Raw genomic sequence first — 26,012 nt, 5'->3', positions numbered from 1 at the left:
TACATTCGGGACCCATGACGGCAGGCGAAAGCAACGGAGCGGACGAGCTCATCGGGACCGAAGCGCCGCGCGATCCGGAATCCGCCCTCGCGAGGCTCGCCGGCCGCCACGCCGCCGGCTATCGGTCGGTGGGGGTCATGGCCTACGACATCATCCGCGAGGCCATCCTCGACGGGACGCTCCCTCCCGGGCACAAGCTGCGACAGGAGACGCTCGCCGAGCTGATCGGGGTCTCGAGGCTGCCCGTCCGGTCCGCGCTCATCCAACTCGAGTCCGACGGACTGGTCGAGTTCCATGATCGACGGGGTGCCGTCGTCAAGTCGCTGTCGTCCGAGCAGGCCCGTGAGGTCTACCAGCTCCGGATCCTGCTGGAGACCGAGGCGCTGCGCCACTCGATGGCCGACATGACCGACCAGCGCCTGGCCCGCCTGCGCGAACTCGGGCGAACCGCTGACGCGAAGCAGGAGGGCGGGGACTTCGTCGACGCCAGGACCGCGTTCTACGCGGAGCTCTACGACGCAGCTCGGCGACCGATCCAGTGGGAGCTCATCGAGCAGCTCCGCCTCAAGGTCGGCAGGTACATGCTCGGATGGCGGCTGGTCGGAGACGACACGCACCATCACTCGCACGACGAACTGACCGACGCCGTCGCGGCCGGCGATGTCGAGCAGGCCGTGGCGCTGCTGCGCCATCACCTCGAGGGCGTGCGCGACGGAGTGCTCGACATGCTCGAGGCGGAGTCGCTCGCGAAGGCGGCGCCGACCCGGCGGCGATCGCGGAGCTGATGCGAGCGATCGCACGCCCTTGACGACTTGTGGTTGCATTCTGGATCCAGTATCCGGAATAATGAGAATGTGGGAGTGGACCCGCCGTTCGGGCCGACCGGCCCCGAATGACACCACTGCGACGACGCGTCAGGATGGAGGGGTGTCAGTGCACATCGGCTACGCCGCGATGCTCGAGCAGTTCCCTCCATCCGACGCGGTCGCGTACGCGGAACTGGCGGAGCGGCACGGGTTCTCCGGCGTCATGGCGACCGACCACTTCCAGCCCTGGTTGCCGCAGCAAGGTCAGTCCGCGCATGTCTGGAGCGTGCTGGGCGCGATCGGTGCACGCACCAGCGGCGACTTCGGCCCGGGGGTGACGACGCCGACCTTCCGCACGCACCCCGCGGTGGTCGCGCAGGCCAGTGCCACGCTCGCCTCGATGTACCCGGGTCGCCACTGGCTGGGGATCGGCTCGGGCGAGGCCCTCAACGAGCACGTGGTGGGTGAGTACTGGCCCGAGGCGCACGAGCGCATCGCACGCATGTTCGAGGCGGTCGAGGTCATCCGGAAGCTCTTCGCCGCGTCGATCGCCGGGCGCGAGGTCCGTCACCACGGCCCGCACTTCCGCATGGAGACGACGCGACTCTGGACCATGCCGCCGGTGGCACCCAAGGTGCTCGTCGCAACTGCAGGTCCGGTCACGGCCCGGCGAGCCGGCAAGATCGCAGACGGGCTCATCACGACCGGCGGGCCGTACGACCGACTCGCCGCGCTCATCGCCAGGTTCGCCGAGGGTGCGCGCGAGTCGGGCCGCGACGCGAGCACGATGCCCCGCGTCCTGCAACTGCACGTGTCGTGGGCCGAGACCGACGCCGAGGCGATGCGGAACGCCCTGACCGAGTGGCCGATCGGCGGCATGCGATTCTCCCGCAGCGACATCCGCTCGCCCTTCGAGTTCGAGCAGCTTGCCCGAACCGTGCGGCCCGAGGACTTCCAGGGGCGGATGCTCGTATCCTCCGACCCCGACGCGCATCGCGCGCACCTCCAGCGCCACCTCGATCTCGGATTCGACCGGATCTACCTGCACAACGTCGGCCGCAACCAGGAGCAGTTCCTCGAGGTCTTCGGCCGCGAGGTCCTGCCGGGGCTGCGCGCATGAGGCCGGCAGCCCCGGCGCTCGCCGTACGCGTGCTCGAGGGCATCGGCGAGGTCCGCCCCGGTGACGACCTCGTGGAGGTCATCCTCGCGTCCGCCGGCGAGACGCTCGCCGAGGGGGACATCCTCGTCGTCACCTCGAAGGTGGTCTCGAAGGCCGAAGGGCGGATCGTGCGTGCGGCCGACCGGGAGCAGGCCATCACCGACGAGACGGTGCGAGTCGTGGCGACCCGGGCGCACGAGGGCGGGGTCACGCGCATCGTCGAGAACCGCCTCGGCATCGTCGCCGCCGCGGCGGGCGTCGATGCCAGCAACACCGAGGACGGCACCGTGCTCCTGCTCCCGGCCGACCCCGACGCATCCGCCCGCTCGATCGCCGAGGGCCTGCGGTCGCGAACCGGTCACCGGGTCGGGGTGATCCTCAGCGACACCCTCGGCCGGCCGTGGCGCGAGGGACAGACCGACATCGCGATCGGCGCCGCCGGCGTGCACGTCTTCGACGACCTCAGGGGCACGACGGATGCCGCGGGCAAGCCCCTCTCGGTCACCATGCCGTGCGTCGCCGACGAGCTCGCCGCAGCCGGCGACCTCGTGAAGGGCAAGGCGAGGGGATGTCCCGTCGCCGTCGTCTCGGGACTCGGCCATCTCGTCGGACCGCTCGACCTGCCGGGCGCTCGGTCCATCGCGAGGCCCGCCGAACGCGACCTGTTCCGCCTGGGCACGGATGAGGCCATGGCGCAGGGCGCGGTGGCCGGCCGCACCGCCGGGTACTCCGCGGGCCGCTCGATCGGCTTCGCCGAGGGCTTCGCCGCGGCGCTCGCCGCGACCGAGCGGGAGCGGGTGCACCGATGACCCGACGAGGCGAAGCGCCCGGCTGGACGGTCGTCGTGCCGGTCAAGTCGCTCACGGCCGCGAAGACGCGGCTCGCGCCGGAGCTCGGGCCCGCGGAGCGGGCGGCGCTCGCTCGCGCGTTCGCGCTCGACACGATCGACGCCGCGCGTGCGGCGCGCGCCGTGGAGCGCGTGGTGGTCGTGTCCGATGAGCCGGTCGTCGAGCACGAGCTGCGCGGCGTCCCGGGCGTCGACGTCGTGCCCGAGTTCGGTCCGCGCGGTCTCGCCGCCGCGATCTCGCATGGCGTCGCCGTCGCCCGCGGCGCGGGACGGGCGGGAGCAGTCGCGGTGCTGCTCGGGGACCTGCCAGGCGTCGGCGCCCGGGACCTCGATGCGGCGCTCGAGGCGGCCGCGCGGCATCCGCTCGCGTTCGTGGCGGACGCCGATGGGACGGGCACCACGCTCGCGACCGCGCTCGCCGACGTGCCGATGACGGCGCACTTCGGCCCCGACTCGGCGGCACTCCACCGCGCGGCCGGCTTCGCCGACCTCGTCGCCGAACAGCCCACGTCGATCGCGCCGGGGCTCCGACGCGACGTCGACACCGGGGACGAACTGCGCGAGGCGATCGGGCTCGGCGTCCGCGCCCGGACCGCAGCGGTGGTCCGCGGTCTCGCCGAGCGCCTCAGCCCCGACGACGGCCGCGGCCCGCGGCATCCGCTCGACCCACCGACCGCGCCCACGGGCGCCGCAATCGCGCCCCACGGCGCAGACAGGAAGGCAGCATCGTGACCCTCACCCTCGGATACAAGGCCAGCGCCGAGCAGTTCGACCCGCGCGAGCTCGTCGAGATCGCCGTCGCCGCGGAGGCGCACGGCATGGAGTCGGTGTGGACGAGCGACCACTTCCAGCCGTGGCGGCACACGGGCGGGCACGCCCCGTTCTCGCTCACGTGGATGGCGGCCGTCGGCGAGCGCACCTCGAACGTGAGGATCGGCACGAGCGTGATGACGCCGACCTTCAGGTACAACCCCGCGGTGCTCGCCCAGGCGTTCGCCTCGCTCGGCGTGCTGTACCCCGACCGCGTCATCGCCGGGTTCGGCACCGGCGAGGCGCTCAACGAGATCGCGACGGGCTTCCAGGGCGCCGGAGCGCAGGAGTGGCCGGAGTTCCGCGAGCGCTACGCACGCCTCCGCGAGGCGGTCCGGCTCATGCGAGCCCTCTGGAGCGGCGAGGACCAGGTCAGCTTCGAGGGCGAGTACTACTCGACGCACGACGCGTCGATCTACGACCGTCCGGACGGCGGCGTGCCGATCTACATCGCCGCCGGAGGGCCGCAGGTCGCGAAATACGCCGGCCGGGCCGGCGACGGGTTCATCTGCACGTCGGGCAAGGGGGCCGAGCTCTACGCCGACCAGCTCATGCCAGCCGTGAAGGAGGGGCTCTCGGCCCGATCAGACGGCCGCACCTTCGAGCAGTACGACCGGATGATCGAGATCAAGCTCTCGTACGAGGAGAGCGAGGACGCCGCGCTCGAGAACACCCGGTTCTGGTCGCCGCTGTCGCTCTCGAAGGAGCAGAAGCACGACATCACCGACCCCGTCGAGATGGAGCGGGCCGCCGACGCGCTGCCGATCGAGCAGATCGCGAAGCGCTGGATCGTGGGCACCGACCCCGATGAGGTGGTCGCGCAGGTCGGGCAGTACGTCGACTGGGGCTTCGACCACCTGGTGTTCCATGCGCCCGGCCATGACCAGCGTCGCTTCCTGCAGCTGTTCGAGCGCGACCTCGCGCCGCGGCTGCGGGCGCTCCCGGGCGCCTGAGCCGCACGGCCTCGGGAGGAAGTTCTGCCCGGCGCCCGGCGTGTCCCGTCGCGACACGCCGGGCCCCGGCAGGAAGTTCCTCCCGAACGCTCGTCGGCATCCTGTCAGTTCGCTCCGCAGCGGGCGGAGCCGGGCGGCGCGGGCGTAGCCTGAGGACATGAGCCCACGCCGCACCGGGCCGTCCCGCTTCCGAGCCCGCACCGTCGTTCCCGCCATCGGGGTGCCCGTCGCGATCGCGCTCGCCATCCTCGTCCCGATGCAGGCGAACGCGTCGGTCGACCTGCCCGACAAGACTCCCGAGGAGCTCGTCGCGTTCGCGAAGGCCGGCGACGTCGACGCGCTGTCCGGCACGATCGAGCAGCGCTCCGAGCTGGGCCTGCCCGACCTCGGCACGCTCATGGGCGGCGGCGCGAGCGGCGCGAACGACTCCGAGGCGGATGCCGCGGCATCCGACACGCTCGGAGAGCTGGTGTCCCTCGCGACCGGGAGCTTCGACGCGAACGTCTACCTCGACAGCGACCACGCACGCCTGCAGGTGCTCGACCGGATGGCCGAGCGCAACGTGTACCTGAGCCCCGGCGAAGCATGGTTCGTCGACTCCGAGACGCAGACCGCCACCCGGCTGGGCGTCGCGGACGACGCCGACGTCGAGGGGCTGGAGGCCGAGCTCGATCGCCTCGCCGACGAGGCGAGGGCCGAGGCCGAGGCCGGACTGCCCGACGGCGAGCAGTTGCCCACCCCCCAGCAACTGCTCGACCGCGCGCTCGATCGGCTCGACGAGACCACGGCGGTCTCCGTCGGGACCGACGGGCGCGTCGCGGGCCGCGACGCGTACGAGCTCGTGCTCGAGCCGCGAACCGACGAGACGCTCGTCGGCGAGATCCGCGTCGCGATCGACGGGGAGAACGGGGCGGCGCTCGCGGCATCCGTCACCGCGCGCGGTGCCGACGCACCGGCGTTCGAGACCGGGTTCACCGACGTCTCGTTCGCGGCGCCCGACCCGGCGGTGTTCGCGTTCGAGCCGAGCGACGCGTTCGCGGTCGAGGAGGAGGCGCTGCCGCTGCCGACGGTCGACGAGCTCAGGCAGTGGATCGCCGACGCGCAGGCGCGGGCCGAGTCCGAGGCGGATGCCACGGCCGACCTGCCGCGACCGATCGTGCACGGCCAGGGCTGGGCGACGGTGGTCGAGCTCGATGCCGCGACGGTCGCGGAGATGACGGCCGGGCACCGAGCCGGGGGCGGCGACTCCGCGGACGCCGACGGCGCGGATTCGGTCGCGCCCGCCACCGAGCCGCCCTTCGCCGAGGGCGAGGCGCTCGACCTGCTCGGCGCGCTCACGACCCCCGTCGACGGCGGCCGGGCACTCCAGACGTCGCTCATGTCGGTGCTGTTCACCGACGACGGCCGCGTGTTCGCCGGGTCGGTTCCGGTCGACGCCCTCGTCGCGTACGCCGAGTCGGGTCGTTGACGGGCCGCCGGTGAGCGACCTCGCGATCCAGACGCACGGGCTCACCAAGCGCTTCCGCGCCCAGGTCGCGGTCGACGGCATCGACCTCGCCGTGCCGCGCGGGTCGGTGTTCGGGTTCCTCGGGCCGAACGGGTCGGGGAAGACGACGACCATCCGCATGCTGCTCGGGCTCGTCGGCGCGACCGCCGGCACCGCCCGCGTGCTCGGCACGGACATGCCGAAGGGGCTCGACGACGTGCTGCCCCGGGTCGGCGCGCTCGTCGAGGGGCCCGCGTTCGCGCCGTTCCTCTCGGGTGCGGCGAACCTCGCGCGGTTCGACGCCGCCGACCGGCACGCCTCGCCGTCCACGCGCGGCCGCCGGGTCGCCGAGGCCCTCGACCGGGTCGGCCTCTCGCACGCCGCCCGCAAGAAGGCCGGCGCGTACTCGCTCGGCATGAAGCAGCGCCTCGGGCTCGCGAACGCGCTGCTCATGCCGCGCGACCTGCTCGTGCTCGACGAGCCGACGAACGGACTCGATCCGCAGGGCACGCGCGAGGTGCGATCCCTGATCCGCTCGTTCGCGGCCGACGGCACCACGGTGTTCGTCTCGAGCCACCTGCTCGCGGAGGTCGAGCAGCTCTGCACGCACGTCGGCGTGATGAGCGCGGGGCGGCTCGTCGCCCAGGGCACGCTCGACGAGTTCCGCCGCTCGGGCGCGTCGCGCGTCGAGGTGCTGACGCCCGATCCCGACGCGGCGCGCGCCGTCCTGGCCCGGATCGGCCTGGTGACGGATGCCGCGGCGGCCGCCCCGGTGGAGGCGGCGGCGTCTGCCGGGGACGGGGACGCGCTCGTCACCGCCGCGCTGTCCGATGACCGAGCTCCCGGCGGCCGTGCCGCCGACGACCCGGCCGCCGACCAGCCCGCGGCCGAGGCCGTCGTCGCCGCGCTCGTGCGCGACGGCGTCCGCGTGCGCGGCTTCGCGATCCGGCGCACGAGCCTCGAGCAGCGCTTCGTCGAGCTGACGGGGGAGGGCTTCGATGTCGTCGGCTGAGGCATCCGCCACCGTCGGCGCGCTGGGTGCCGGCGACGCTGCGGCGTCCGAACCCCCCGTCCCGCCGGCGGTCCGACGGCTGCGACGAGGCGGCATGGCCTCGCTCTTCGCGTCCGAGACGGCGACGCTCTTCCGCCGATGGCGGACGTGGGCGATGCTCGCGTCGCTCGGGCTCATCCCGATCCTCATCGCGATCGCGATCCGCATCGCCGGCCCGTCCGGCCCCGGCCGCGGTCCGGCGTTCCTCGACCAGGTCGCCGGCAACGGCCTCTTCGTGGGGATGACCGCGCTGGTGGTCGCCACCCCGCTGTTCCTCCCGCTCACGATCGCGGTCGTCTCGGGTGACGCCATCGCCGGCGAGGCGAGCCATGGAACGCTGCGCTACCTGCTCATCGCCCCGGCGGGCCGGCTGCGACTGCTCGCGGTCAAGTACGCGGTCGCGGCCGTGTTCTGCCTCGCCGCGGCCCTGACCGTGATCGTCGTCGGTACGCTCATCGGCTGGGCGCTGTTCCCGATCGGCCCGGTGACGCTGCTCTCCGGCGGGCAGATCCCGGTCGGCGAGGGGCTGCTCCGCCTGCTCGCGATCGGCGCGTACGTCGCGGTGTCGATGCTCGGCCTCTCGGCGATCGGGCTGCTCGCCTCGACGCTCACCGTCGTGCCGGTGGGCGCGATGGCCGCGACCGCGATCCTCGCCGTCGTCGCGCAGATCGTGGGCGCGATCCCGCAGCTGGAGTGGGTGCACCCCTTCCTGTTCTCCGACCGCTGGTTCGACTTCGACGACCTGCTGCGCTCACCCCCGTCGTGGGAGTCCTTCGGCGACAACGCGCTGCTGCAGGCCGCGTGGATCGCGGTGTTCGGCGGGCTCGCGGCCTGGCGGTTCGCGACGCGCGACATCCTGTCGTAGCGCGGTCGGGGCGACGGATGGCGCGCCCGCGCGCTACCCGTAGATGCGCTCGGCGTACGACGGCCCGTAGTACTCGTCGAGCTCGGCGACATCCGCCTCGGGTCGTTCGAGGGCCTTGGCGATGAGCGCCCGCCGTCGGACGGCGTCGGGCGCCCAGGTCTCGGGCCTCCAGGCCTGCGATCGCAGGAACGCCTTCGAGCAGTGGAAGAACACCTCGTCGATGTCGACGACGAGTGCGAGCGCAGGGCGATGGCCCTTCACGACCATGCCGTCGAGGAACGGCGCATCGCGCACGATCGTGGCGCGCCCGTTGATGCGGAGCGTGTCGCCGCGCCCCGGCACGATGAAGACGAGTCCGACGTGCGGGTTCCGCAGCACGTTGTGGAAGCCGTCGGCGCGCCGGTTCCCCGGCCGTTCGGGGATCGCGATGCTCGTGTCGTCGAGCACGTGCACGAACCCGGCCGGGTCGCCCTTCGGCGAGACGTCGAGGTCTCCGTGCTCGTCGCTCGTCGCGACGAAGGCGAGGGATGCCGCGGCCAGCCACTCCCGATCGATCTCGTCCAGGCGGTCACGGACCTTCTCGGCCGCCGCCTTCGTCGGGGCGCCGAGGATCTCCTCGAGCTCTCCGGCACTGGTCACGGGGATGCCGCGTTCGCTCATGGCTCCCATCCTGCACCCGGCGCGGCCGGGTTCCTCAGCCGGCCTCGGCCCGCCGTTCGCCGATGCTCGGCGGGAGCCTGCAGAGGTCGTAGAAGTACCGGGTGGGCGCCGCCTCGTCGGTGAGGTCGATGATGACGTTGGTCGCGGCGTGGGGGAGCTCGTCGGCCGCGAGCGTCCACACCGTGAAGTGCCAGATGCCGCGGACGCCGTCGTTGAGGAGTCGTCGGCCGTCGATGACGAGGACGGCGTCGTCGTCCTCGGCGCCCGCGAGCGTGCCGGCGCGGAACGGCTCGACGGTCGCGGAGCGGAGCGTGGCCTCGTCGATGTCGCCCACCGAGACCCGCACGGCGCGCTGCCCGCGCTCGACGAGGGTCGCGGCGAGGGCGTCGGCGAATCGAGCTGCCGGCGCCTCCGAGGCGCCCTCGACCGCCACGAGGCGCCTCCCGCGCCACGAGTTGTGCAGGAACTCCTCCGCGACCGACTCGAGCAGCGCTCGGCGGTCCTCCGTCACCTGTGCCATGGCGGACACGCTACGCCGATGCGCGCGCCCGTGGCATCCGTCGCGCCCGCCGGCCGGCCGGCCTTCGGCCGCGCTCGCCCCTGCCCGCCGCGCTCGCCCCGCGCTCCGCCACCTGCCGCGCCCGCCGTTCGTTCGGGAGGAACTTCCGAACACTCGGCGGCGTGTCCGACCGCGACACGCCGGGCACGGTGGAGAAGTTCCTCCCGAACGGGATGTGGCGCAGACCGAGCGGGCGGGCCACGGAGCGCCGGGCCCTGGCAGGCGGCCCTGGCAGGCCGGGCCGGGCAGGCGCGGGATCGGGCCAGCGCAGCAGCAGGGCAGAGCCGGCCCGGCGGGCGGAGGGCCGGATCAGGCGGGAGCGGAGGCCGAACCGAGGGGTCGGGCCGGCTCGTCCGCCCCTCGGGCTGGGGGCGCATCCGCGCCGCCCGCCCCTGGGGCTGGGGGCGCATCCGCGCCGGCCGGCGCGAACGCGAGCAGCGGCCGTCCGGTCGACGGATGGCGCAGCACGCTCGCCTCGACGCCCCAGACCGCGCGGATGAGGGGCGGGGTGAGCACGTCGGACGGTTCGCCGGCCGCGACGACCACGCCGTTCGCGAGCACGACGACGTGGTCGGCGTAGGACGCCGCGAGCGAGAGGTCGTGCAGGGCGGCGAGCACGCTGAGCCCATCGTCGGCCAGCCGGCGGAGCAGCCCGAGCGTCGCGAGCTGGGACCGGATGTCCAGGTGGTTCGTGGGCTCGTCGAGCAGCAGCAGCTCGGGCTCCTGCGCGAGCGCCCGCGCCAGGTTCACGCGCTGGCGCTCGCCGCCCGACAGCTCGTCGTAGCGCCGGCCGACGAACGCGGCCGCGTCGGCGGCGGCGAGCGCACGTGCCACGACCTCGCGATCGCGGGCCGAGTCGCCGCCCCACGCCGACTGGTGCGGGATGCGCCCGAGGCCCACGACGTGCTCGACGTCGAGGCCGTCGGGCGCCTGCGCGTCCTGTTCGACGAGCGCCATGCGCCGCGCCCGGTCGCGCCGCCGCAGCGAGACGAGGTCGTCGCCGTCGAGCGTGAGCGCCGCGACCTCGGGCTGCTCGACGCCCGCGACGAGGTGGAGCAGGGTCGACTTTCCGGCACCGTTGGGTCCGAGGAGTGCGCCGACGGCGCCGCGCGGCACGGTGATGTCGACCCCGTCGACGACGAGCCGCGATCCGCGCGCGAACGAGACGCGCGAGCCCTCGAGCCCGTCGCCCGCCCGGCCCGCACCCGGCTGGGCCGATCCCGGCTGGGCCCCGGCGCTCACGAGGCCCTCCGGGCGCGCAGCAGCAGCGCGGCGAACACCGGGCCGCCAACGAGCGCCGTGAGGATCCCGACCGGCAGCTCGCGCGGGTCGAACAGCGTCCGTGCGCCCGTGTCCACCCAGACCAGGAAGACCGCACCCGCGAGCGCCGAGAGGGGCAGCAGCGCCCGGTGACGGGAGCCGACGACGAGCCGCACGGCGTGCGGCAGGATCAGCCCGACGAACCCGATCGCCCCGCTCACCGCGACGAGGGCGCCCGTGAGCAGCGCGGTCGCGACGAGCAGCAGCGCGCGCGTGCGCGTCACGTGCACCCCGAGGGCGGATGCCGCGGTGTCGCCGAACGCGAACGCGTCGAGCGTGCGCCCGGTCGCGAGCAGCGGCAGTCCGACGACCGCGATCGCGGCGCCCGCGAGTGCCGCGGCGGGCCAGTCCGCCCCGGAGAGGGAGCCGAGCAGCCAGTTGAGGATCTCGCGGTAGCTGTCGGTCGTGGCGCTCCAGAAGATGACGAGGCTCGTCACGGCGCCGAACACCGCCGAGACCGCGAGTCCGGCGAGCACGGTCGTGGTCGGGCTGAGGCCGCCCGCGGCGCGGGCGAGGCCGAGCGTCGCGGCGAGGGCTGCGAGGGCGCCGGCGAAGGCGGCGACGGGCAGGGCGACGGCCATGCCGAGCACGAGGACGACGACCGCGCCGACGGACGCACCCGAGGAGAGGCCGAGCAGGTACGGGTCGGCGAGCGGATTGCGCGTGAGCGCCTGCATGACGACGCCGCAGATCGCGAGCCCGGCGCCGACGGCCGCGGCGGTGAGCACGCGCGGCATGCGCAGCTCCCACACGATCGCGTCGCGGAGCGGCGTCAGCGTCGGTTCGCCGAGCCCGAGATGCGCGGCGATCGAGGCGAGCACGTCGGTGGGGGCCAGGCCGGCCGGCCCGATGGTCACGGCGAGCACGACGGATGCCGCGAGCAGCGCGACCAGCGCGACCCCGACGCCGAACGCGGTCGCCGTCCCGGTGCGCCGAGGGGCCGACGACCGGCCCGACGGAGACGGCGACCGGCGGGCGGGGTCGCCGGACGGCCGCGTCGCGCCAGCCGTCGCCCTGCCCACCTGCATCGCCATCAGCGCGCTCCGAGCTGCTCCACGATCGCGGCGACCGCGTCGACGTTGCGGACGCCCGCCTCGGTGGAGGGGAAGTCCACGATCACGTAGCGACCGGCCTGCACCGCGGGCATCGCGGCCGTCGCGGGGTTGGCCTCGAGCCGTTCGATCTTCGACTCGGCGGTGTTCCATGCGGCATCCACCAGCACGATCACGTCGGGGTTCGCGTCGACGACCGCCTCCCAGGAGAGCGAGGTCCAGGTGTCGTGCACGTCGGCGACGACGTTCGTCAGCCCTGCGGCATCCATGATCATCTGCGGCGCGCCGATGCCGGCGCCGACGAACGGCTGGTCGTCGCCGGAGGAGTACCAGAGCGCGGTGAGGTCCTCGTCGTTCGGCTCGATCGCCTCGAGCGCCGCGCGCTGCTCCGCGACGAGGTCGGCGGCGGCATCCGTCGCTCCGAAGATCGCGCCGGCCTCCTCGAAGTCGGCGAACACTCCGTCGAAGGTCAGCGGGTCGGGCATGTAGCCCTCCTCCTTGCAGGCGGCGGGCGCGACGTAGGTGTGCACGCCGAGCTGCTCGAGCGTGTCGCGGTCGCCCGCGCCCTCGGCGGTGAGGTTCGACTCCCAGCCGGCGAAGACGAGGTCGGGCTCGGCGGCGAGCGTCGCCTCCTGCGACGGCACCTTGTCGGAGAGGATCTCGATGCCCGCGGCCGCGTCGGCGTACTCGTCGGGGACGGGACCGTCGGTGAACGCGGCGCCGACGACGCGCTCCTCGAGGCCGAGCGCGAGGAGGAGCTCGAGCGTCGACGACTTGACCGTGATCACGCGCTCGGGGGCGGACTCGAAGGTGACCTCGGTGCCGCAGTTGTCGACGATGACGGGGAAGCCGGAGGCGGCGGGCTCCGCCTCGGCGGCACCGCCGGCGTTCGCCGTCTGGGCGCAACCGGCGAGCAGGGCGACGGATGCCGCGGCTGCGAGCGGCGCGATGACGAGCGCGGTGCGGGTTCGGTGTCGGGTGGACGTGTGCATGGGACCTCCGGGATGGCGTGCGTGCGTGATCCGACGAACGTCGGCGACTCGCGGCCCAATCCCGGGCCGGCCCGACCGGCCAATCCGAGCCGGCGGTCACTCGTCATCATTCCACGCGATCGAAAGGGATTCAATACTGGATTCTGGATCCAAAATAGGGCATGATCCAGAACACGGGTGACGGAATGCACCCGAACCACGCGTCGCAGCGTTCAACGGAAGGACGTCGCATCCATGCAGACGACACCGGTCGAGTTCCACAGCGAGGGAGACCGCCTCGCCGGGCTCTGGCGCACCCCCGACGGCCCCGGCCCGCACCGGGCCATCGTCCAGGGCCCCGGATGGCTCGGGCTCAAGGACGCCAGGCTCTACGTGCGCTACCACGAGGCGCTCGTCGCCGCCGGATTCGGGGTGCTCGTGTTCGACTACCGCGGCTTCGGCGACTCGGGCGGCGACCGAGGCATCCTCTCACCGGCGCGGCAGTTGCAGGACCTCGTGAACGCGGTCACGTACCTGACCACGCGCGACGACGTCGTCGCGGACGCGATCGGCGTGTTCGGCACCGGAGGCACCGGCGGCGGCAACGCCGTGCTCCTCGCCGATGCCGACCCGCGCGTCAAGGCCGCCGTCAGCCAGGTGCCCGTCGCCGACGGCACCGACTGGCTGCACCGGATGCGGCAGGAGCACGAGTGGCTGGCCTTCCTGGCCGGGCTCGACGCAGACCGCCGACAGCGCGTCACGACCGGCACGGGCCGGCTCGTGCATCCCCGCGAGGAGATCATGGTGCCGACTCCCGAGCGGCGCGCGACCACGATCAAGGCCGACGTCGACGATCGCATCCCGTCCGCCATCCCGCTCTCGTGCGCCGAGGAGATCCTCGGCTACCGGCCGATCGACGCGGCGGCCCGACTCACGACGCCGCTGCTCGTCATCGGCGTTGAGGGCGACGCGACCACCCCCACCGACCACGCCGAGCGGCTCTACGCCGCCGCGCGAGGCCCCAAGCAGCTCGTCATGCAGCGGCACACCACCCACTACGCCGCGTACGACCGCTACTGGGAGCAGACCACCCCGCTGATCGTCGACTGGCTCGACCGCCACGTGCGACCGAGCCACGTCGACGTCCGCACCACCCGCTCGCCCGGCGAGGGCGAGTCGATCCAGCGCATGGAGGCACCGCAGTGACCATCGACCTCAGGATCGCCGGAGGCGTCGTCGTGACGCCGTCCGGCCCGACCACCGCAGACCTGCTCGTCGACGACGGCCGGATCGCCGGCCTCGTCGCGCCGGGCGTCGCCGTCGACGCCGCCCGCACCATCGACGCGACCGGACGGCTCGTGCTGCCCGGCATGGTCGACGTCCACGTGCACACCCGCGAACCGGGCTACGAGCACAAGGACGACATCCTCACCACCACCCGGCAGGCCGCCGCGGGCGGCGTGACGACGATCTTCGGCATGCCCAACCTCAACCCCCCGACGGTCGACGTCGAGACGCTCACCGACGTCTTCGAGCGCTACGCGTCGACCTCGATCGTGGACTGGAACCACAACCCGGCGCCGACGAAGTTCGACGACATCGTGCCGATGGCCAAGATGGGCATCAACGCCTACAAGATCTACATGGTCGTCGACACCGGTCGCACCTACCCGCACCCGGCGGGCACTGGCATCCACGACCACGGCCACCTGCTGCAGATCATGGACCGCATCGCCGGCACCGGCAAGCGGTTCATCGTCCACCCGCATGACCAGGCGCTCATGGACTACATCGAGGGCGAGGTGCTGGCGCGCGGCGAGAACACTCCGCAGGGCTACGCGTCGGCGTACGCCGCGCGCGAGGGCGTCATCTGGGACACGGCGATCGATGTCGTGCTGCGCCTGGCCGAGGCATCCGGATGCCCCGTGCACATCGCGCACATCCAGACGCGCCGCTCGATCGAGGCGGTCCGTCGCGCGAAGGCCGCCGGCGTCGACGTGACCTGCGAGGTGAACCACTGGGCGCCGTTCCTCTCCACGTGGGGCGACGTCGAGACGCTCGGTCCGTACGCGCTGTCGTACTGGGTGCCCGACGAGAACCGCGCGGCGATCTGGGAGGGCATGCGCGACGGCACGATCGACATCGCCAGCTCCGACCACGCGCCGCACACGCGCGAGGAGAAGGAGATCGGCTGGACCGAGATGTGGAGCGCGCACACCGGCACGCCGGGCATCCAGTTCTACTACGAGCTCATGCTCGACGCCGTCAACCGAGGCGAGCTGACCCTCGAGCGCGCGGTCGACATGGTCGCCCGCATCCCGGCCGAGAAGTTCGGCCTGGCGGGCGTCAAGGGTGCGCTCGAGGTCGGCGCGGACGCCGACATCGTGATCGCCGACATGCAGCACGAGTGGACGATCACGAACGACGACGTGCTCTCGAAGATCGGCTGGACGCCGTACGACGGCCGCACCATCAGCACCCGGATCGAGCGCACCCTCGTGCGCGGCCGGGACGTCTACGCCGACGGCGCCGTCGTCGGCGAACCCGGGTACGGGAAGCTCGCGGCCGCTCCGGCCGAACTCGCGGCCGAGACGGCCGGAACGGAAGGGAACTGACCATGGCGATGAAGTTCGGACTGCTGCTGCCCCACTTCGGCGAGGAGGCGAGCCGCGAGAAGCTGCTCGAGGGCTCCAAGCTCGCCGAGCGGATGGGCTTCGACTCGGTGTGGGTGCGCGACCACCTCGTCTTCGAGCCGCACGGTGAGATGGAGAAGCCCAACCGCACCTTCTACGACGCGCTCACGACCCTCACCGCGATCGGCGCCGTCACCGATCGGATCGAGCTCGGCACGGGCTCGCTCATCCCGTTCCGGCATCCGCTCGTCACGGCGCTCATGGCCGGCACGATCACGCAGCTCGTCGGACCGCGGCTGATCCTCGGCTTCGGCGCCGGAACGTTCGACCACGAGTTCGAGGCGATCGGATGGGGCGACCTCGACCGGGTCGAGGCCGTGCGCTCGAACGCCGAGATCCTGAAGCGCGTCTTCACCGAGAACGACGTGACCTACGACGACGGGATCTTCTCGTTCGAGAACGTCACGATCGAGCCCAAGCCCGTCGGCGGACGCGTGCCGTTCTGGTACTGCGGTGCGACGCCGCGGTCGGCGCGCCTCGCGGCGGAGTACGCCGACGGTTGGATGCCCGGCCGCATCTCGCTGGCGACGATGGAGAAGCGCATCGCGACGATGCGCGACATGACGGATGCCTCGGGCCGCCCGCTGCCGACCGTCGCCGTCATTCCGCCGACCTCCATCGAGGAGACCCGCGAGGAGGCGCTGAAGCACGTGAACATCCCGGGCCTGCTGGCCTGGGCGAACAAGGCGAAGTTCGCAGTCCGCCCGCCCTCGGGTACGTTCGAGACCGTCGAGGACCTGTCGGGCCAGCTCATCGTCGGCAACCCCGACGAGGCCGTCGAGGAGCTCAGGAAGTTCGAGGCGATCGGCACCGAGCACGTCGTCTTCGACTTCCGGTTCAAGTTCGACCGCTTCTTCGAGCAGATCGAGCTGCTCGGCACGGAGGTGCTGCCGAAGATGCGCGAGCACGCGGCCGAGCCGGCCCTGACGTAGGCGATGGGAGCTCCCGTGAGCGTGGAAGAGGGTATTGCGATGACGACGACGACCATCGAGCCGGCCGGAGGCGAGGCATCCGCTGCCCCGCTGATATCGGTGCGCGACCTGACGGTGAGCTACGACGTGGCACGCACCGGATCGAAGCTCATCGCGATCGAGGGCGTCGACCTCGACGTGCGCGAGGGCGAGTTCGTGACCGTGCTCGGCCCGTCGGGCTGCGGCAAGACGACCTTCATGAACGTGATCGCGGGGCTCGTGAAGCCCACCGCGGGGCAGGTGCTCGTGGCCGGGGAACCGGTCACGGGCCCCGGCCCCGACCGGGCGGTCGTGTTCCAGGACTACGCGCTGCTGCCGTGGCGCACGGTCTTCGACAACGTGAAGTTCGGGCTCGAGATGCAGAAGAGCCTGCGGGGCGGCGGATGGCGCGACCGCGTGCAGGAGGCGATCGAGCTCGTCGGCCTCAGCGGGTTCGAGCACTCCTACCCGCGCGAGCTCTCCGGCGGCATGCAGCAGCGCGTGGGACTCGCCCGCGCGATCGTGGCGCAGCCGCGGATCCTGCTCATGGACGAGCCGCTCGGCGCGGTCGACGCGCTGACGCGCGAGGTCATGCGGGCCGAGATCGAGAAGCTGATCGCGGCCACGGGGAAGACGGTCCTGTTCATCACGCACTCCATCGAGGAGGCGATCCTGCTCGGCGACCGGATCGTGGTGTTCAAGAGCCACCCGGGTGCGATCAAGGAGGTCATCGAGACCGGACTCGATCGCCCGCGCTCCGAGCGCAGCATCCAGAGCGACCCGCGCTTCCTCGAGCTCCGCGATCACCTCTGGGACGCCCTGCAGGGTGAGGCGGCCGCAGCGGCGGTGTCGAAGTGAGCACGTTCCTCGCCTCGGGGCCGAACCTCGGACGGGGCGGCATCGCGGCGTGGCTCGCCGGGCTCAGCGGGCGCGGCAAGGCGCTCGTCCTGGCGGGCGAGGTCGTCGTGATGCTCGTCGTGTGGGAACTCGTCGTCGGCGTGTTCGGCTGGATCAACCCGGTGTTCTTCCCGCCGCCGTCGGCCGTCGCGCAGGGCTTCGTCGAGCTCGTCCAGAGCGGCGCGCTCGCCGCGAACCTGACGGTGTCGATCCAGGCGTGGCTCACGGGCTTCGCGATCGCGGTCGTCATCGGCATCCCCGTGGGCCTGCTGATGGGGTCGGTGCTCCCGGTCGACCGGATCGTCGGCCCGATCGCGTGGACGATCTACGCGACCCCGACGATCGCGTACCAGCCGCTCGCGAAGGCGTGGTTCGGGTTCGGCATCGGCCCGGTGATCTTCCTCGTGACGATCAGCGCGCTGTTCCCGATCCTGCTCAACATCGCCGCGGGCATGCGCACGACGAACCAGTCGATCATCAACGCCGGCCGCGTCTACGGAGCGAACCGGTTGCAGCTGTACCGTTCGGTGTTCCTGCCGTCGACCGTGCCGTTCCTGTTCGCGGGGCTCCGGCAGGCGGTCGTGCTGGCGACGATCGGCATGGTCGTCGCCGAGCTGGCCGGGTCGTCGTCGGGCATGGGGGCGCTCATCATCCGCGCCGCCAACACGTACCAGACCGACCAGGCGTTCGCGGCGATCGCAGTCGTCGTGGTGTGGAGCGTCGGCATGACCCAGGTGGTGACCCTCATCGAACGCTGGGTCGCACCGTGGACGAGGAAGGGCCGACGATGAGCGTCACGTCAGCGACCGGGACCAACCGGATCGTCCGTCCGCGGCGCGTGGTGCGCACGGGCGAGGCCAAGTGGGGCCTGCTGCTGTTCGCAGTGGTGGCCGGCATCGTGCTCGTCTGGGAGGCGGCGGTCAGCTGGTTCCAGCTGGTGCCCGCCGCGTTCCTGCCACCGCCGTCGGAGATCATCGTCGCGTTCGTGCGCCTGCTCGGCGAGCCCGAGTTCTGGGCGGCGTTCGCCTACAGCATGACCAACGTGCTGATCGGCCTCGCGATGGCGATCGTGGTCGGCGTGGTGGTCGGCCTCGCGGTCGGCTGGTCGCCGGTGCTCCGGTTCACGGTCGCGCCGTTCCTGTGGCTGCTGTACTCGACGCCGAAGGTGGCACTCGCGCCGCTGTTCATCCTCGTCCTCGGGCTCGGCAACGAGTCGAAGATCGCGCTGGTGTTCCTGCTCGCGGTGTTCCCGATCATCCTCAACACGATGGAGGGCGCCGTCACGGTGAGCCCGTCGCTCGTCAACGCCGGCCGGGTCTTCGGCGTGAACGGCGTGTACCTGGGCTGGAAGGTGATCTTCCCGGCGACGCTGCCGTACAGCCTGTCGGGCATCCAGCGCGGTGCCGCGCTCGGCTTCACGGGCGAGGTGCTCGGCGAGTTCCTGGGCGGCACGGGCGGTCTCGGGCACCTGCTCGAGTTCGCGGCGTACCAGTTCATGATGGCCGAGGCGATCGCGATGGTGATCGTCATGGTCATCATCGCCAACCTCACGCTGTGGCTGATCTCGGCGCTGCGGCGCCGACTCGCCCCCTGGTACGACGATCGCAAGATCGTCGGGGCGTCGTAGGAGCACGTATGGAGAAGCAGATCGTGGAGCCCGTCGGGGTCTACCCGCCGACGGCCGACTTCAGCCAGGCCATCCGCGTCTCGGGCGGCGACCTCGTCTTCGTGAGCGGGATCATCGGCATGCGACCGGATGGCACGATGCCCGCCGCCGCCCGCGAGCAGGTCGAGCTCGCGTTCGCCAACCTGGCCGCGGTGCTGGATGCCGCGGGCGCGACGCCATCCGATGTCGTCAAGGTGAACGTGTTCGTCCGCGACGACTTCCGCCTCGTCCGCGACGACGTGCGCGAGATCCGCGCGCGGTACTTCACGCACGACTTCCCGGTGTCGACGCTCGTGCAGGTCGCCGGCTTCGCCGGCCCCGAGTACCGCTTCGAGATCGAGGCGATCGCGGCGGTGCCGTCGCGGGCGGATGCCGCGGCGGCGGTCGTTGCGCCCGCCCGCGCGTCGGGCGGCTGACGCGGCATCCGCCCGCCCCCAAGACTGCCGGCCCTCGTCTCATGCGCGATGACGGGGGCCGGCTGCCGGCGTTCGCCCGTCACCGCTCGGCTCTCGTCTCTGGGACCGGCTTCCGGGCTCCGCTGCCGGGTGGGAACGACGTCACCATCGGCGGGTGTGAATCCCGTTGGACCCACCGAAACTGACGACGACCGCCGCCGCCGATCCGCGCTCACGGTCGGTCCCACCTGGTCTCGCTGCGGCGCGGCAGCGTGGCAGCAGGCGGGGCCGCTCTGAGCGACCGGCTACCGGGCGTTTGGCAGACTGGCGCGCCAGCTGTCGAGGGCTTCGTATTGCGCTGCGATGTCGGCGAAGACGTCGCTGCTGTCGGCGAGGTCGAACACCTGCTTTCGGTATTGCCGCCGCAGCGGCAGTCGGAGGTGTTCGAGCTCGGGCAGGTCGAGGAGGGGTGAGAGATCGGCGTCGAGCAGGCGGATGCCGGGCAGTGCCAGTGTCCGAAGGCGGGTGAGGGATCTGACCCATCCGAGGTCGGGCAGGGTGACGCTCGTGTCTGATCCGGGGTGTCCGTTGCCGAACTCGAGCGCGGCGAGTCGCGTGAACGCGCCGAGCGAGGTCGGATCGTCGAGTCGGTGTGCGGCCTCGACGCTCAGATCAGTCAGGTTCTCCAGGGCGGTGAGCGGTGCCAAGCTGACCAGGCTCGTCGCCCCGCCGAGCCCCAGCGCGCGGAGTTGATCGTGGCGGCCGAGGGCGGTCACGTCACGGTACGGGCCCCACTTCACGTGCACCTGCTGCAGTTGCGGTTGCCCCGCGAGCGAGTCGAGCAGCTCCTGCGGAACGCGCGAGACGAGATGCAGGCGGACAAGCGTTGTCGACGCCGTTGCTACGCAAGGGCCCAAGGCAGCCAGCCCATGACGTTGCGCAAGAGGATCGGCGTAGGGCTGGGCTGCCGCGTTCGGCACGCGGATGACCGAAGTGCGACGGCGCAGGTGGGGCTGGTCTCGAAGTAGGGTCCAGTGGTGGCATATCCCCGCGGAGCCGGTGAGAGATGGTGAGCGTTGACGCCGTCTCCGCCATGGTCGCTGGATCCTGCGAGATGGTCAGCGCAGATTCCCGATATCGGATCGACCCGGATCGCCCGTTCGCGAGAACCGGTCTGGGTTGGCGCTACTGCATCGGGGTGTTCTGGGCCGCGTTGTTCATCGTCGCGATGGCCGTCTCCCTCTGGTTCGCGCTGTCCGACGGCGAAGTCCTCCTCATCGTCGGCACACCCGCTCCGGGCCTTCTCATGCTGAGCGTCGGTCTGGTGGCGGGAGCCGTGCTCGCGCTCCTCCCCAACCTGCATGGACGACTGCGGATCATCGCGGCCGAGAACGGCGGCGATCTGTTCGTCATGGGTGCAACGCCGTTCGCCGGGACGTACCTGTTCGTCACGGAGGAATGCATCGTGGCGTTCGATCGCCGCGGATCGCTGCTCGGCAGGTGGCGTGCGAAGGAGATCGACGCGGTCGCGCTCAGGCGGTTCGGCAACGCGGTCGGCGTGGTGCTTTTCGCCCACGACCGCTGCTTCGAGCTCTCGATATCGGCGCGAGCCGGCGGTCCGTTCGCGCCCGCGTGGTCGACCGGCGGGGCGCTCGATCGAACTGAATTGCGCCGTGCGATCGAGGCACGCCTCCGACGATGCGGGATCCCGGTCATGATGAGCGATTCCGCCCCCGGGTGACCATGCACGACCCTTCCAGGTTCCGCTCGCACTGAGGGATCGTCGCACGCACCACGGGGCACGGGACACGCGACGGGCCCCGCCGTCATGCGCTGCGGCGGGGCCCGTCGTGATGCCGCGTGGGCATCGTGAGGTGTCGGGGTCAGGGGTAGGGGAGCGTCTCCGGGCCGGCGTTGTCGAGCCCGAGGAGTTCCTGCGCCTTCTCGAGGTAGACGAGCTGGGACTCGTCGAACTCGATCGGTTCGAGGCTCTGCGTCTCGACGGTCGTGTCCCAGGCCTCGGCGTCGAAGTACAGGTTCTGGCATGCCAGGTGACCGTCGAGGACCCAGGGACTGTCGGAGCCGCGGAGCGCCTCGACGTCGAAGTCGTTCGCCTCGTAGATGTCGAGCACCTCGTCGACGTTCTCGGGGAACTCACCGGGCGCCGGGGCGGTGACGAAGTCGACCGCCTTCAGCGTCGCCCGCAGGAACCGCACGAGCGTGTTCGGGTTCTCCTCGACGTAGCCGCTGCCGGCGACCATCAGGTCGTTCGCCCAGTTGCGCAGCGCCTCCACGGGGAACTCCGCACCGGCCTCCTCGAGCGCCGGACGGTCGTCGCCGTAGAACGGCTGGAGGGTGATCCGGTCGTTCACGAAGAACTCCGTCCACGACTCCGAGCCGGGTCCGGGGTAGACGACCTCGACGTTCACGCCCTCGAGGTCCCAGCCCTCCTCTGCGAGCACGCGGGCCCGTTGGAACTCGGCGGGGTCGCCTGGGGTGCCGGCGAGCACGATCGAGGTGCCCTCGAGGTCCTCGGCCGAGTCGATGTCGGGCTGCACCGCGAAGTCGAAGTTCTGCCGGCAGTAGTGGCCCGAGACGAGGTCGACCTCGACGCCGCCGCGCACGGCCTCGATGACGGTTCCGGTCGATTCCACGCCGATGTCGGCGCTGCCGGATGCCACGGCCGCGGTGACGTTGTCGGCGGTGATCACCTCGACCTCGAGTCCCTCCTCCTCGTAGTAGCCGAGGTCGGTGGCGAGCACGTACATCGAGTACATGGTGATGTCGGGGAAGGGGATGGCCACCGTGATGTCGGTGTCCTCGGCCGCGCCGGGCTCGCCGTCGGCGAGTTCGACCGGTTCGGTGTCGTTGTCTGCTGCGGGCGCGCCCGCGGCACAGCCGGTGAGCAGTGCGAACACTGCGATGCCGGCGGCCGCTGCGAGGCCGGAGCGAGGGATGGATCTGCGCATGACTCTCCATTCTTGGCGGGTTGACTCGCGGTCGGCGTCCCGCGGAGAGCGGAGCCTCTCGCGAATTGGTGGATACCGTATCCAAAACGCGCGCTGCTGTCCACGGTTTCCTGACGTTCGTCTTCGGAGGACGATGGGAGCGACATCGGTCTGGACGAACTCGGCCATTTTTGGATACGGTATCCAAAGCGGCGCGGATGCCGCGACCGACCGGAAACGAGGCGAACCGTGCGTGCAGCCCTCCTCCAGGCCCATGGCCTCGACGGACTCGACGTCGCGCGAGTCGACGTGCCCGAGCCTGGCGCGGGCGAGGTGCTCATCCGGGTCGAGTCCGTCGGCGTGAACCAGCTCGACCTCAACGTCATCGCGGGCCACGGGCCCGGCGCAGCCGCCACGCTCCCGCGCGTGCTCGGGATCGACCCCGCCGGCGTGATCGTCGCCGTCGGCGACGGCGTGGCGGGCGACCGCGTGGGGGAAGCGGTGGTCGTCAAGCCGAACATCCCCTGCGGTCGCTGCGACGCCTGCGCCGAGGGCCGCGAGTCGACCTGCCCGGCCCAGCGCGTGGTCGGCGTGCATCGCGACGGCGGCGCGGCCGAGTTCGTCACCGTCCCGGCCGAGGTCGCATTCGACCGCACGGGGCTCCCCGCCGAGGTCGCCACGGCGACCGTGCACAGCCTCCCCATCGTCGTCAACGCGTTCGACGCCGCCGCCGTCCGCGCCGGTGATCGCCTCCTGGTCACGGGCGCGGGCGGCGTGTTGGGCCGGGCCGCCCTCGAGTACGCCGTACACCTCGGCGCCGAGGTCACCGCGGCCACGCGGCATCCGCTCGACGACGCGCCCGACGGGGTGCGGGTGCTCGTCACCGGACCCGACGCCGACCTGACCGGAGCGCTGGCTCCCGCCGACGGCTTCGACGCGGTCGTCGACGTGAGCGGCAGTGCCGCGCTCCTCGGCCAGGCGATCGCCGCGCTCGGGTGGGGCGGTCGCGCGGCCTTCTGCGCGGCATCCGTCGACACGCGTCTCTCGATCGACGCGCGCGAGTTCTACCTCGCCCGCAAGCGCCTCGCAGGCGTCGCGAGCGCCGACCTCGACCAGGTGCGCCGCGCGCTCGACCTCGTGCGCGCCGGGGCCGTCCGACCGCGCATCGGGGCCCGGTACCCACTCGACGACGTCCGGCGCGCGTACCGCGAGTTCCCGACCACGACCCCCGGCAAGGTGATCCTCGATGTCCGCTGACCTCATCGACCGACCGCGACTGCGCGCCTCGCTGCAGCGCATCTCCGAGCGCACCCGCGCCGACGCGGCATCCGCCCGCATGCGCCCCTGGGTCGCCGCGCGACTCGAGGGCGACGTCGCGTCGATCTCCGAGTTCGAGCAGTACGGCACGCACTACTCGTTCCGATCCGACGAGTCCGCCGAGCGCGGCGGGCACGACTCCGCACCGAGTCCGATGCGGTACCTCCTCAGCTCGATCGCGTTCTGCATGCTCGGCTGGGCGGCGAAGACCTGGGCGGCGGCGGATGTCGCGGTGCGCTCGCTCGAGGCCGAGGTGCGGACGTGCCTCGACCTCCGGGGCGAGCACCTCGTCGAGGGCGCGCCGGCGCATCCGCTCTGGTTCGTGGTCGAGCTCCGCATCGACGACGACGCTCCGCCCGAGCAGGCCGTTGCGCTGCTGCGCGAGGCGGCGCGGCGGTGCCCGACGACGTCGCTCGTGTCGAAGGCCGTGCCGCTGCACCTCGTGCTCGTCCAGCGCGGCTGGACGGTGCTCGACACCCGCCCCGACGACCTCAGGAACGAGCACCGAGAGGAGCAGGCCCGATGAATCGCGATCACGACACCGGCGACGGGGTGAACGGCGCGGGCCCGCTGGCGGGCATCCGCGTCATCGAACTCGGCCAGTACATCTCCGGGCCCTACGCGGCCAAGCTCCTCGCCGACCTCGGCGCCGACGTGGTGAAGGTCGAGTCGCCGGACGGCGACCCCATGCGGCGCTGGGAGGGTCGCGGGGCGATGAGCCCGCAGTTCGCCGCGTACAACCGCGGCAAGCGCGCGGTGTCGCTCGACCTGAAGAGCGACGAGGGGCTCGCCGCACTGCGCGAGCTCGCGGGCGGGGCGGACGTGCTCATCGAGAACTTCCGTCCCGGCGTCGCCGACCGGCTCGGATTCGGCCCCGACGCGCTGCGCGAGCTGAACCCGAGCATCATCACCTGCTCGATCACGGGCTTCGGCCCCGACGGGCCCTACGCCGCGCGGCCCGCGTACGACACGGTCATCTCGGCCGTCGGCGCGATGTACAGCCAGGTCGTGCCGGCCGACACGCTCCGCCCGCTCGGCCCGGCGTTCTCCGACCTGCTCTCGGGTCTCTCCGCGTCGCAGGCGATCCTCGCGGCGCTCCACGCCCGCGGGCGGCGCCCGGGCGGCGGGGGCGAGCACGTCGAGGTGTCGATGGTCGGCTCGCTCATCGACTTCCTCACCGAGGCCGCGTCGACCTACCTCGAGACCGGGCAGGTCGCCGGGCCGGACTCGCGCCCGCGACGCGCCCAGGCGTATGCCTGCGTCGGCTCCGACGGCAAGGCGTTCGTCATCCACATGTCGGTGCCCGAGAAGTTCTGGACGGGCCTCCTCGACGTGCTCGAACGACCCGAACTGGCGCACGACCCGCGCTTCGCGACGCGCGAGGCCCGCGTTCGCAACTACGACGAGCTCGACGCCGAGCTCAAGGCGATCACCGAGCGGATGCCGCGGCAGCACTGGCTCGACCGGCTCGCCGCGCACGACATCCCGCACGGGCCGCTGAACACCGTCGCCGACCTGTTCGACGACCCGCAGATCGCCTCGATGGGCCTCGTCGAGGAGATCGAGGGGCCGGATGGCGCGCCGCTGCGCGTTCCCGCACCGAGCACCGTGTTCCACGTCAGCGGACGGCCCGCGCTGCGGGCGGCGCCGATGCTCGGCGCGGGCGACGCCGATTCGCTCGCCCGCGGGGCGACATCCGTCGCCCCCGCCCACGACCTCGCACCGGAAGGGACCCGCGCATGACCAGCCCCGACGACCTCGTCGCCATCGACGTGCACACCCACCCGCAGACCGAGGAGTTCCTCGCCGCGATGGGCAAGCGCCACCAGCAGATGGCGAAGCACTTCGGGCGTGAGCGGCCCGTGGTCTCGTTCGCCGAGCAGGCCGATCAGTACCGCGAGCGGCGCATGATGGCCGTCATCGTGAATTCGGACTCCGAGACCACGTCGGGCATCAAGGGAGCGCCCAACGACCTGCTCGGGCGCGCGCAGGCCGATCACCCCGACGTGTTCCTCGCGTTCGCGGGCATCGACCCGTGGAAGGGCGAGGCGGCGATCGCCGAGATCCGGCGCATGCACGACGAGTACGGCATCAAGGGCGTCGGCGAGCTCAACCCGTCGCGGCAGAAGTTCCTCGCGAACGATGCGCGGTTCTTCCCGATCTGGGAGGCCTGCGCCGAGCTCGGGCTCGTCGTCATGTTCCACTCGGGCTTCCCGGGCGCTGGCGCCGGCACTCCGGGCGGTGGCGGCTACCGGCTCGAGAACGCCAGGCCCGTGCCCTACATCGACGACGTGGCCGCCGAGTTCCCCGAGCTGAAGATCATCAGCGCGCACCCGGCCTGGCCGTGGCACCTCGAGAACCTCGCGATGGTGTGGCACAAGTCGAACGTCTACCTCGACCTGTCCGGTTGGGCGCCGAAGTACCTGCCGCCCGAGGTCGTGCGCTACGCCGACTCGCTCATCACCGACCGCGTCCTGTTCGGCTCGGACTGGCCCGTGATGACCGCCGATCGTTGGATGGACGAGTTCGCCGAGCTGCCCTTCAAGGACGAGTCGCGGCGGAAGATCCTGCTGGACAACGCCCGCGGGCTGTTCGGGATCTGAGACC

Annotated in this window: 27 protein-coding genes; 20 read left to right on the top strand and 7 right to left on the bottom strand. The window is 72.0% G+C overall.

The window, feature by feature from the left end:
• The first annotated feature begins 14 nt into the window (after positions 1 to 14).
• From GJR97_RS07505 to GJR97_RS07470, 8 genes are all read left to right on the top strand, one after another.
• Entirely contained in the window at positions 15 to 785 is a 771-nt protein-coding gene (locus GJR97_RS07505; RefSeq protein WP_154345877.1) for a GntR family transcriptional regulator, read from the top strand.
• A 169-nt stretch (positions 786 to 954) separates the two neighbouring features.
• Entirely contained in the window at positions 955 to 1,926 is a 972-nt protein-coding gene (locus GJR97_RS07500; RefSeq protein ID WP_229276148.1) for a TIGR03557 family F420-dependent LLM class oxidoreductase, read from the top strand.
• Positions 1,923 to 2,774, top strand: a complete 852-nt coding sequence (locus GJR97_RS07495; RefSeq protein WP_154345876.1) for a coenzyme F420-0:L-glutamate ligase — start codon at positions 1,923 to 1,925, stop codon at positions 2,772 to 2,774. Before GJR97_RS07500 ends, GJR97_RS07495 begins: the two co-directional genes overlap by 4 nt.
• On the top strand, positions 2,771 to 3,544 hold the full coding sequence (gene cofC, locus GJR97_RS07490; protein ID WP_154345875.1) for a 2-phospho-L-lactate guanylyltransferase: 774 nt from the start codon (positions 2,771 to 2,773) through the stop codon (positions 3,542 to 3,544). The genes GJR97_RS07495 and cofC overlap by 4 nt, the downstream gene beginning before the upstream one ends.
• Entirely contained in the window at positions 3,541 to 4,575 is a 1,035-nt protein-coding gene (gene fgd, locus GJR97_RS07485; RefSeq protein WP_324613270.1) for a glucose-6-phosphate dehydrogenase (coenzyme-F420), read from the top strand. The genes cofC and fgd overlap by 4 nt, the downstream gene beginning before the upstream one ends.
• Before the next feature lie 157 nt (positions 4,576 to 4,732).
• Positions 4,733 to 6,043, top strand: coding sequence for a LolA family protein (locus GJR97_RS07480; RefSeq protein WP_154345874.1), 1,311 nt, complete (start codon positions 4,733 to 4,735; stop codon positions 6,041 to 6,043).
• 10 nt (positions 6,044 to 6,053) lie between these two features.
• A complete protein-coding gene (locus GJR97_RS07475) occupies positions 6,054 to 7,073 on the top strand; it encodes an ABC transporter ATP-binding protein (RefSeq protein ID WP_324613269.1) in 1,020 nt (339 codons plus the stop codon).
• A 94-nt stretch (positions 7,074 to 7,167) separates the two neighbouring features.
• Positions 7,168 to 7,977: an ABC transporter permease gene (locus GJR97_RS07470; RefSeq protein WP_229276093.1), complete on the top strand. Its 810-nt coding sequence runs from the start codon at positions 7,168 to 7,170 to the stop codon at positions 7,975 to 7,977.
• 33 nt (positions 7,978 to 8,010) lie between these two features.
• On the opposite strand, the gene GJR97_RS07465 is transcribed toward GJR97_RS07470, so the two are convergent.
• The 5 genes from GJR97_RS07465 to GJR97_RS07445 all read right to left on the bottom strand — a co-directional run bounded on the left by GJR97_RS07465 (position 8,011) and on the right by GJR97_RS07445 (position 12,560).
• On the bottom strand, positions 8,011 to 8,637 hold the full coding sequence (locus GJR97_RS07465; protein ID WP_154345872.1) for a pyridoxamine 5'-phosphate oxidase family protein: 627 nt from the start codon (positions 8,635 to 8,637) through the stop codon (positions 8,011 to 8,013).
• Between the two features lie 34 nt (positions 8,638 to 8,671).
• On the bottom strand, positions 8,672 to 9,157 hold the full coding sequence (locus GJR97_RS07460; protein ID WP_154345871.1) for a hypothetical protein: 486 nt from the start codon (positions 9,155 to 9,157) through the stop codon (positions 8,672 to 8,674).
• Between the two features lie 348 nt (positions 9,158 to 9,505).
• Positions 9,506 to 10,438 carry an ATP-binding cassette domain-containing protein gene (locus GJR97_RS07455; RefSeq protein WP_195760657.1) on the bottom strand — a complete coding sequence of 311 codons (933 nt, stop codon included), beginning with the start codon at positions 10,436 to 10,438 and terminating at the stop codon, positions 9,506 to 9,508.
• Positions 10,435 to 11,550, bottom strand: a complete 1,116-nt coding sequence (locus GJR97_RS07450) for a putative F420-0 ABC transporter permease subunit (protein WP_229276091.1) — start codon at positions 11,548 to 11,550, stop codon at positions 10,435 to 10,437. The genes GJR97_RS07455 and GJR97_RS07450 overlap by 4 nt, the downstream gene beginning before the upstream one ends.
• On the bottom strand, positions 11,550 to 12,560 hold the full coding sequence (locus GJR97_RS07445; protein WP_154345870.1) for a putative F420-0 ABC transporter substrate-binding protein: 1,011 nt from the start codon (positions 12,558 to 12,560) through the stop codon (positions 11,550 to 11,552). The genes GJR97_RS07450 and GJR97_RS07445 overlap by 1 nt, the downstream gene beginning before the upstream one ends.
• Before the next feature lie 234 nt (positions 12,561 to 12,794).
• On the opposite strand from GJR97_RS07445, the gene GJR97_RS07440 reads away from it, so the two are divergent.
• Genes GJR97_RS07440 through GJR97_RS07410 form a run of 7 tightly spaced genes read left to right on the top strand, consistent with a single transcriptional unit; the run spans position 12,795 to position 19,161 of the window.
• Positions 12,795 to 13,745, top strand: a complete 951-nt coding sequence (locus tag GJR97_RS07440; RefSeq protein WP_154345869.1) for an alpha/beta hydrolase — start codon at positions 12,795 to 12,797, stop codon at positions 13,743 to 13,745.
• Positions 13,742 to 15,154 (top strand): dihydroorotase, encoded by a 1,413-nt coding sequence (locus GJR97_RS07435; protein WP_324613268.1) that lies wholly within the window; start codon positions 13,742 to 13,744, stop codon positions 15,152 to 15,154. Before GJR97_RS07440 ends, GJR97_RS07435 begins: the two co-directional genes overlap by 4 nt.
• Positions 15,155 to 15,156: 2 nt before the next feature.
• On the top strand, positions 15,157 to 16,164 hold the full coding sequence (locus tag GJR97_RS07430) for an LLM class flavin-dependent oxidoreductase (protein ID WP_229276089.1): 1,008 nt from the start codon (positions 15,157 to 15,159) through the stop codon (positions 16,162 to 16,164).
• A 39-nt stretch (positions 16,165 to 16,203) separates the two neighbouring features.
• On the top strand, positions 16,204 to 17,040 hold the full coding sequence (locus GJR97_RS07425) for an ABC transporter ATP-binding protein (RefSeq protein ID WP_129234291.1): 837 nt from the start codon (positions 16,204 to 16,206) through the stop codon (positions 17,038 to 17,040).
• The gene (locus GJR97_RS18170) at positions 17,037 to 17,870 is read left to right on the top strand and encodes an ABC transporter permease (RefSeq protein WP_129234292.1); all 834 of its coding nucleotides are present in this window, start codon (positions 17,037 to 17,039) and stop codon (positions 17,868 to 17,870) included. Before GJR97_RS07425 ends, GJR97_RS18170 begins: the two co-directional genes overlap by 4 nt.
• The gene (locus GJR97_RS07415) at positions 17,867 to 18,706 is read left to right on the top strand and encodes an ABC transporter permease (protein WP_129234293.1); all 840 of its coding nucleotides are present in this window, start codon (positions 17,867 to 17,869) and stop codon (positions 18,704 to 18,706) included. Before GJR97_RS18170 ends, GJR97_RS07415 begins: the two co-directional genes overlap by 4 nt.
• An 8-nt stretch (positions 18,707 to 18,714) precedes the next feature.
• Entirely contained in the window at positions 18,715 to 19,161 is a 447-nt protein-coding gene (locus GJR97_RS07410; RefSeq protein WP_154345867.1) for a RidA family protein, read from the top strand.
• A 284-nt stretch (positions 19,162 to 19,445) separates the two neighbouring features.
• On the opposite strand, the gene GJR97_RS07405 is transcribed toward GJR97_RS07410, so the two are convergent.
• Entirely contained in the window at positions 19,446 to 20,120 is a 675-nt protein-coding gene (locus GJR97_RS07405) for a hypothetical protein (protein WP_154345866.1), read from the bottom strand.
• Between the two features lie 134 nt (positions 20,121 to 20,254).
• Here GJR97_RS07405 and GJR97_RS07400 point away from each other — a divergent pair, with 134 nt between their 5' ends.
• Positions 20,255 to 20,881 (top strand): hypothetical protein, encoded by a 627-nt coding sequence (locus tag GJR97_RS07400; RefSeq protein ID WP_154345865.1) that lies wholly within the window; start codon positions 20,255 to 20,257, stop codon positions 20,879 to 20,881.
• A 142-nt stretch (positions 20,882 to 21,023) separates the two neighbouring features.
• Here the strand turns inward: GJR97_RS07400 and GJR97_RS07395 are convergent, their stop codons facing one another.
• Positions 21,024 to 22,109 carry an ABC transporter substrate-binding protein gene (locus GJR97_RS07395; RefSeq protein WP_154345864.1) on the bottom strand — a complete coding sequence of 362 codons (1,086 nt, stop codon included), beginning with the start codon at positions 22,107 to 22,109 and terminating at the stop codon, positions 21,024 to 21,026.
• A 228-nt stretch (positions 22,110 to 22,337) separates the two neighbouring features.
• Between GJR97_RS07395 and GJR97_RS07390 the strand changes: the two genes are divergently transcribed.
• Genes GJR97_RS07390 through GJR97_RS07375 form a run of 4 tightly spaced genes read left to right on the top strand, consistent with a single transcriptional unit; the run spans position 22,338 to position 26,008 of the window.
• Positions 22,338 to 23,345 carry an alcohol dehydrogenase catalytic domain-containing protein gene (locus GJR97_RS07390; protein WP_154345863.1) on the top strand — a complete coding sequence of 336 codons (1,008 nt, stop codon included), beginning with the start codon at positions 22,338 to 22,340 and terminating at the stop codon, positions 23,343 to 23,345.
• On the top strand, positions 23,335 to 23,931 hold the full coding sequence (locus tag GJR97_RS07385; RefSeq protein ID WP_154345862.1) for an OsmC family protein: 597 nt from the start codon (positions 23,335 to 23,337) through the stop codon (positions 23,929 to 23,931). The genes GJR97_RS07390 and GJR97_RS07385 overlap by 11 nt, the downstream gene beginning before the upstream one ends.
• Entirely contained in the window at positions 23,928 to 25,148 is a 1,221-nt protein-coding gene (locus tag GJR97_RS07380; protein ID WP_154345861.1) for a CaiB/BaiF CoA transferase family protein, read from the top strand. The genes GJR97_RS07385 and GJR97_RS07380 overlap by 4 nt, the downstream gene beginning before the upstream one ends.
• The gene (locus GJR97_RS07375) at positions 25,145 to 26,008 is read left to right on the top strand and encodes an amidohydrolase family protein (RefSeq protein WP_129235070.1); all 864 of its coding nucleotides are present in this window, start codon (positions 25,145 to 25,147) and stop codon (positions 26,006 to 26,008) included. The genes GJR97_RS07380 and GJR97_RS07375 overlap by 4 nt, the downstream gene beginning before the upstream one ends.
• Positions 26,009 to 26,012: the final 4 nt, after the last annotated feature.

The organism is Agromyces kandeliae, from assembly GCF_009674665.1.
In the GTDB taxonomy this organism is placed as follows: Bacteria; Actinomycetota; Actinomycetes; order Actinomycetales; family Microbacteriaceae; genus Agromyces; species Agromyces kandeliae.
Note: the sequence above shows the minus strand (reverse complement) of the source record. Positions and strands in the feature narration are given on the sequence as shown.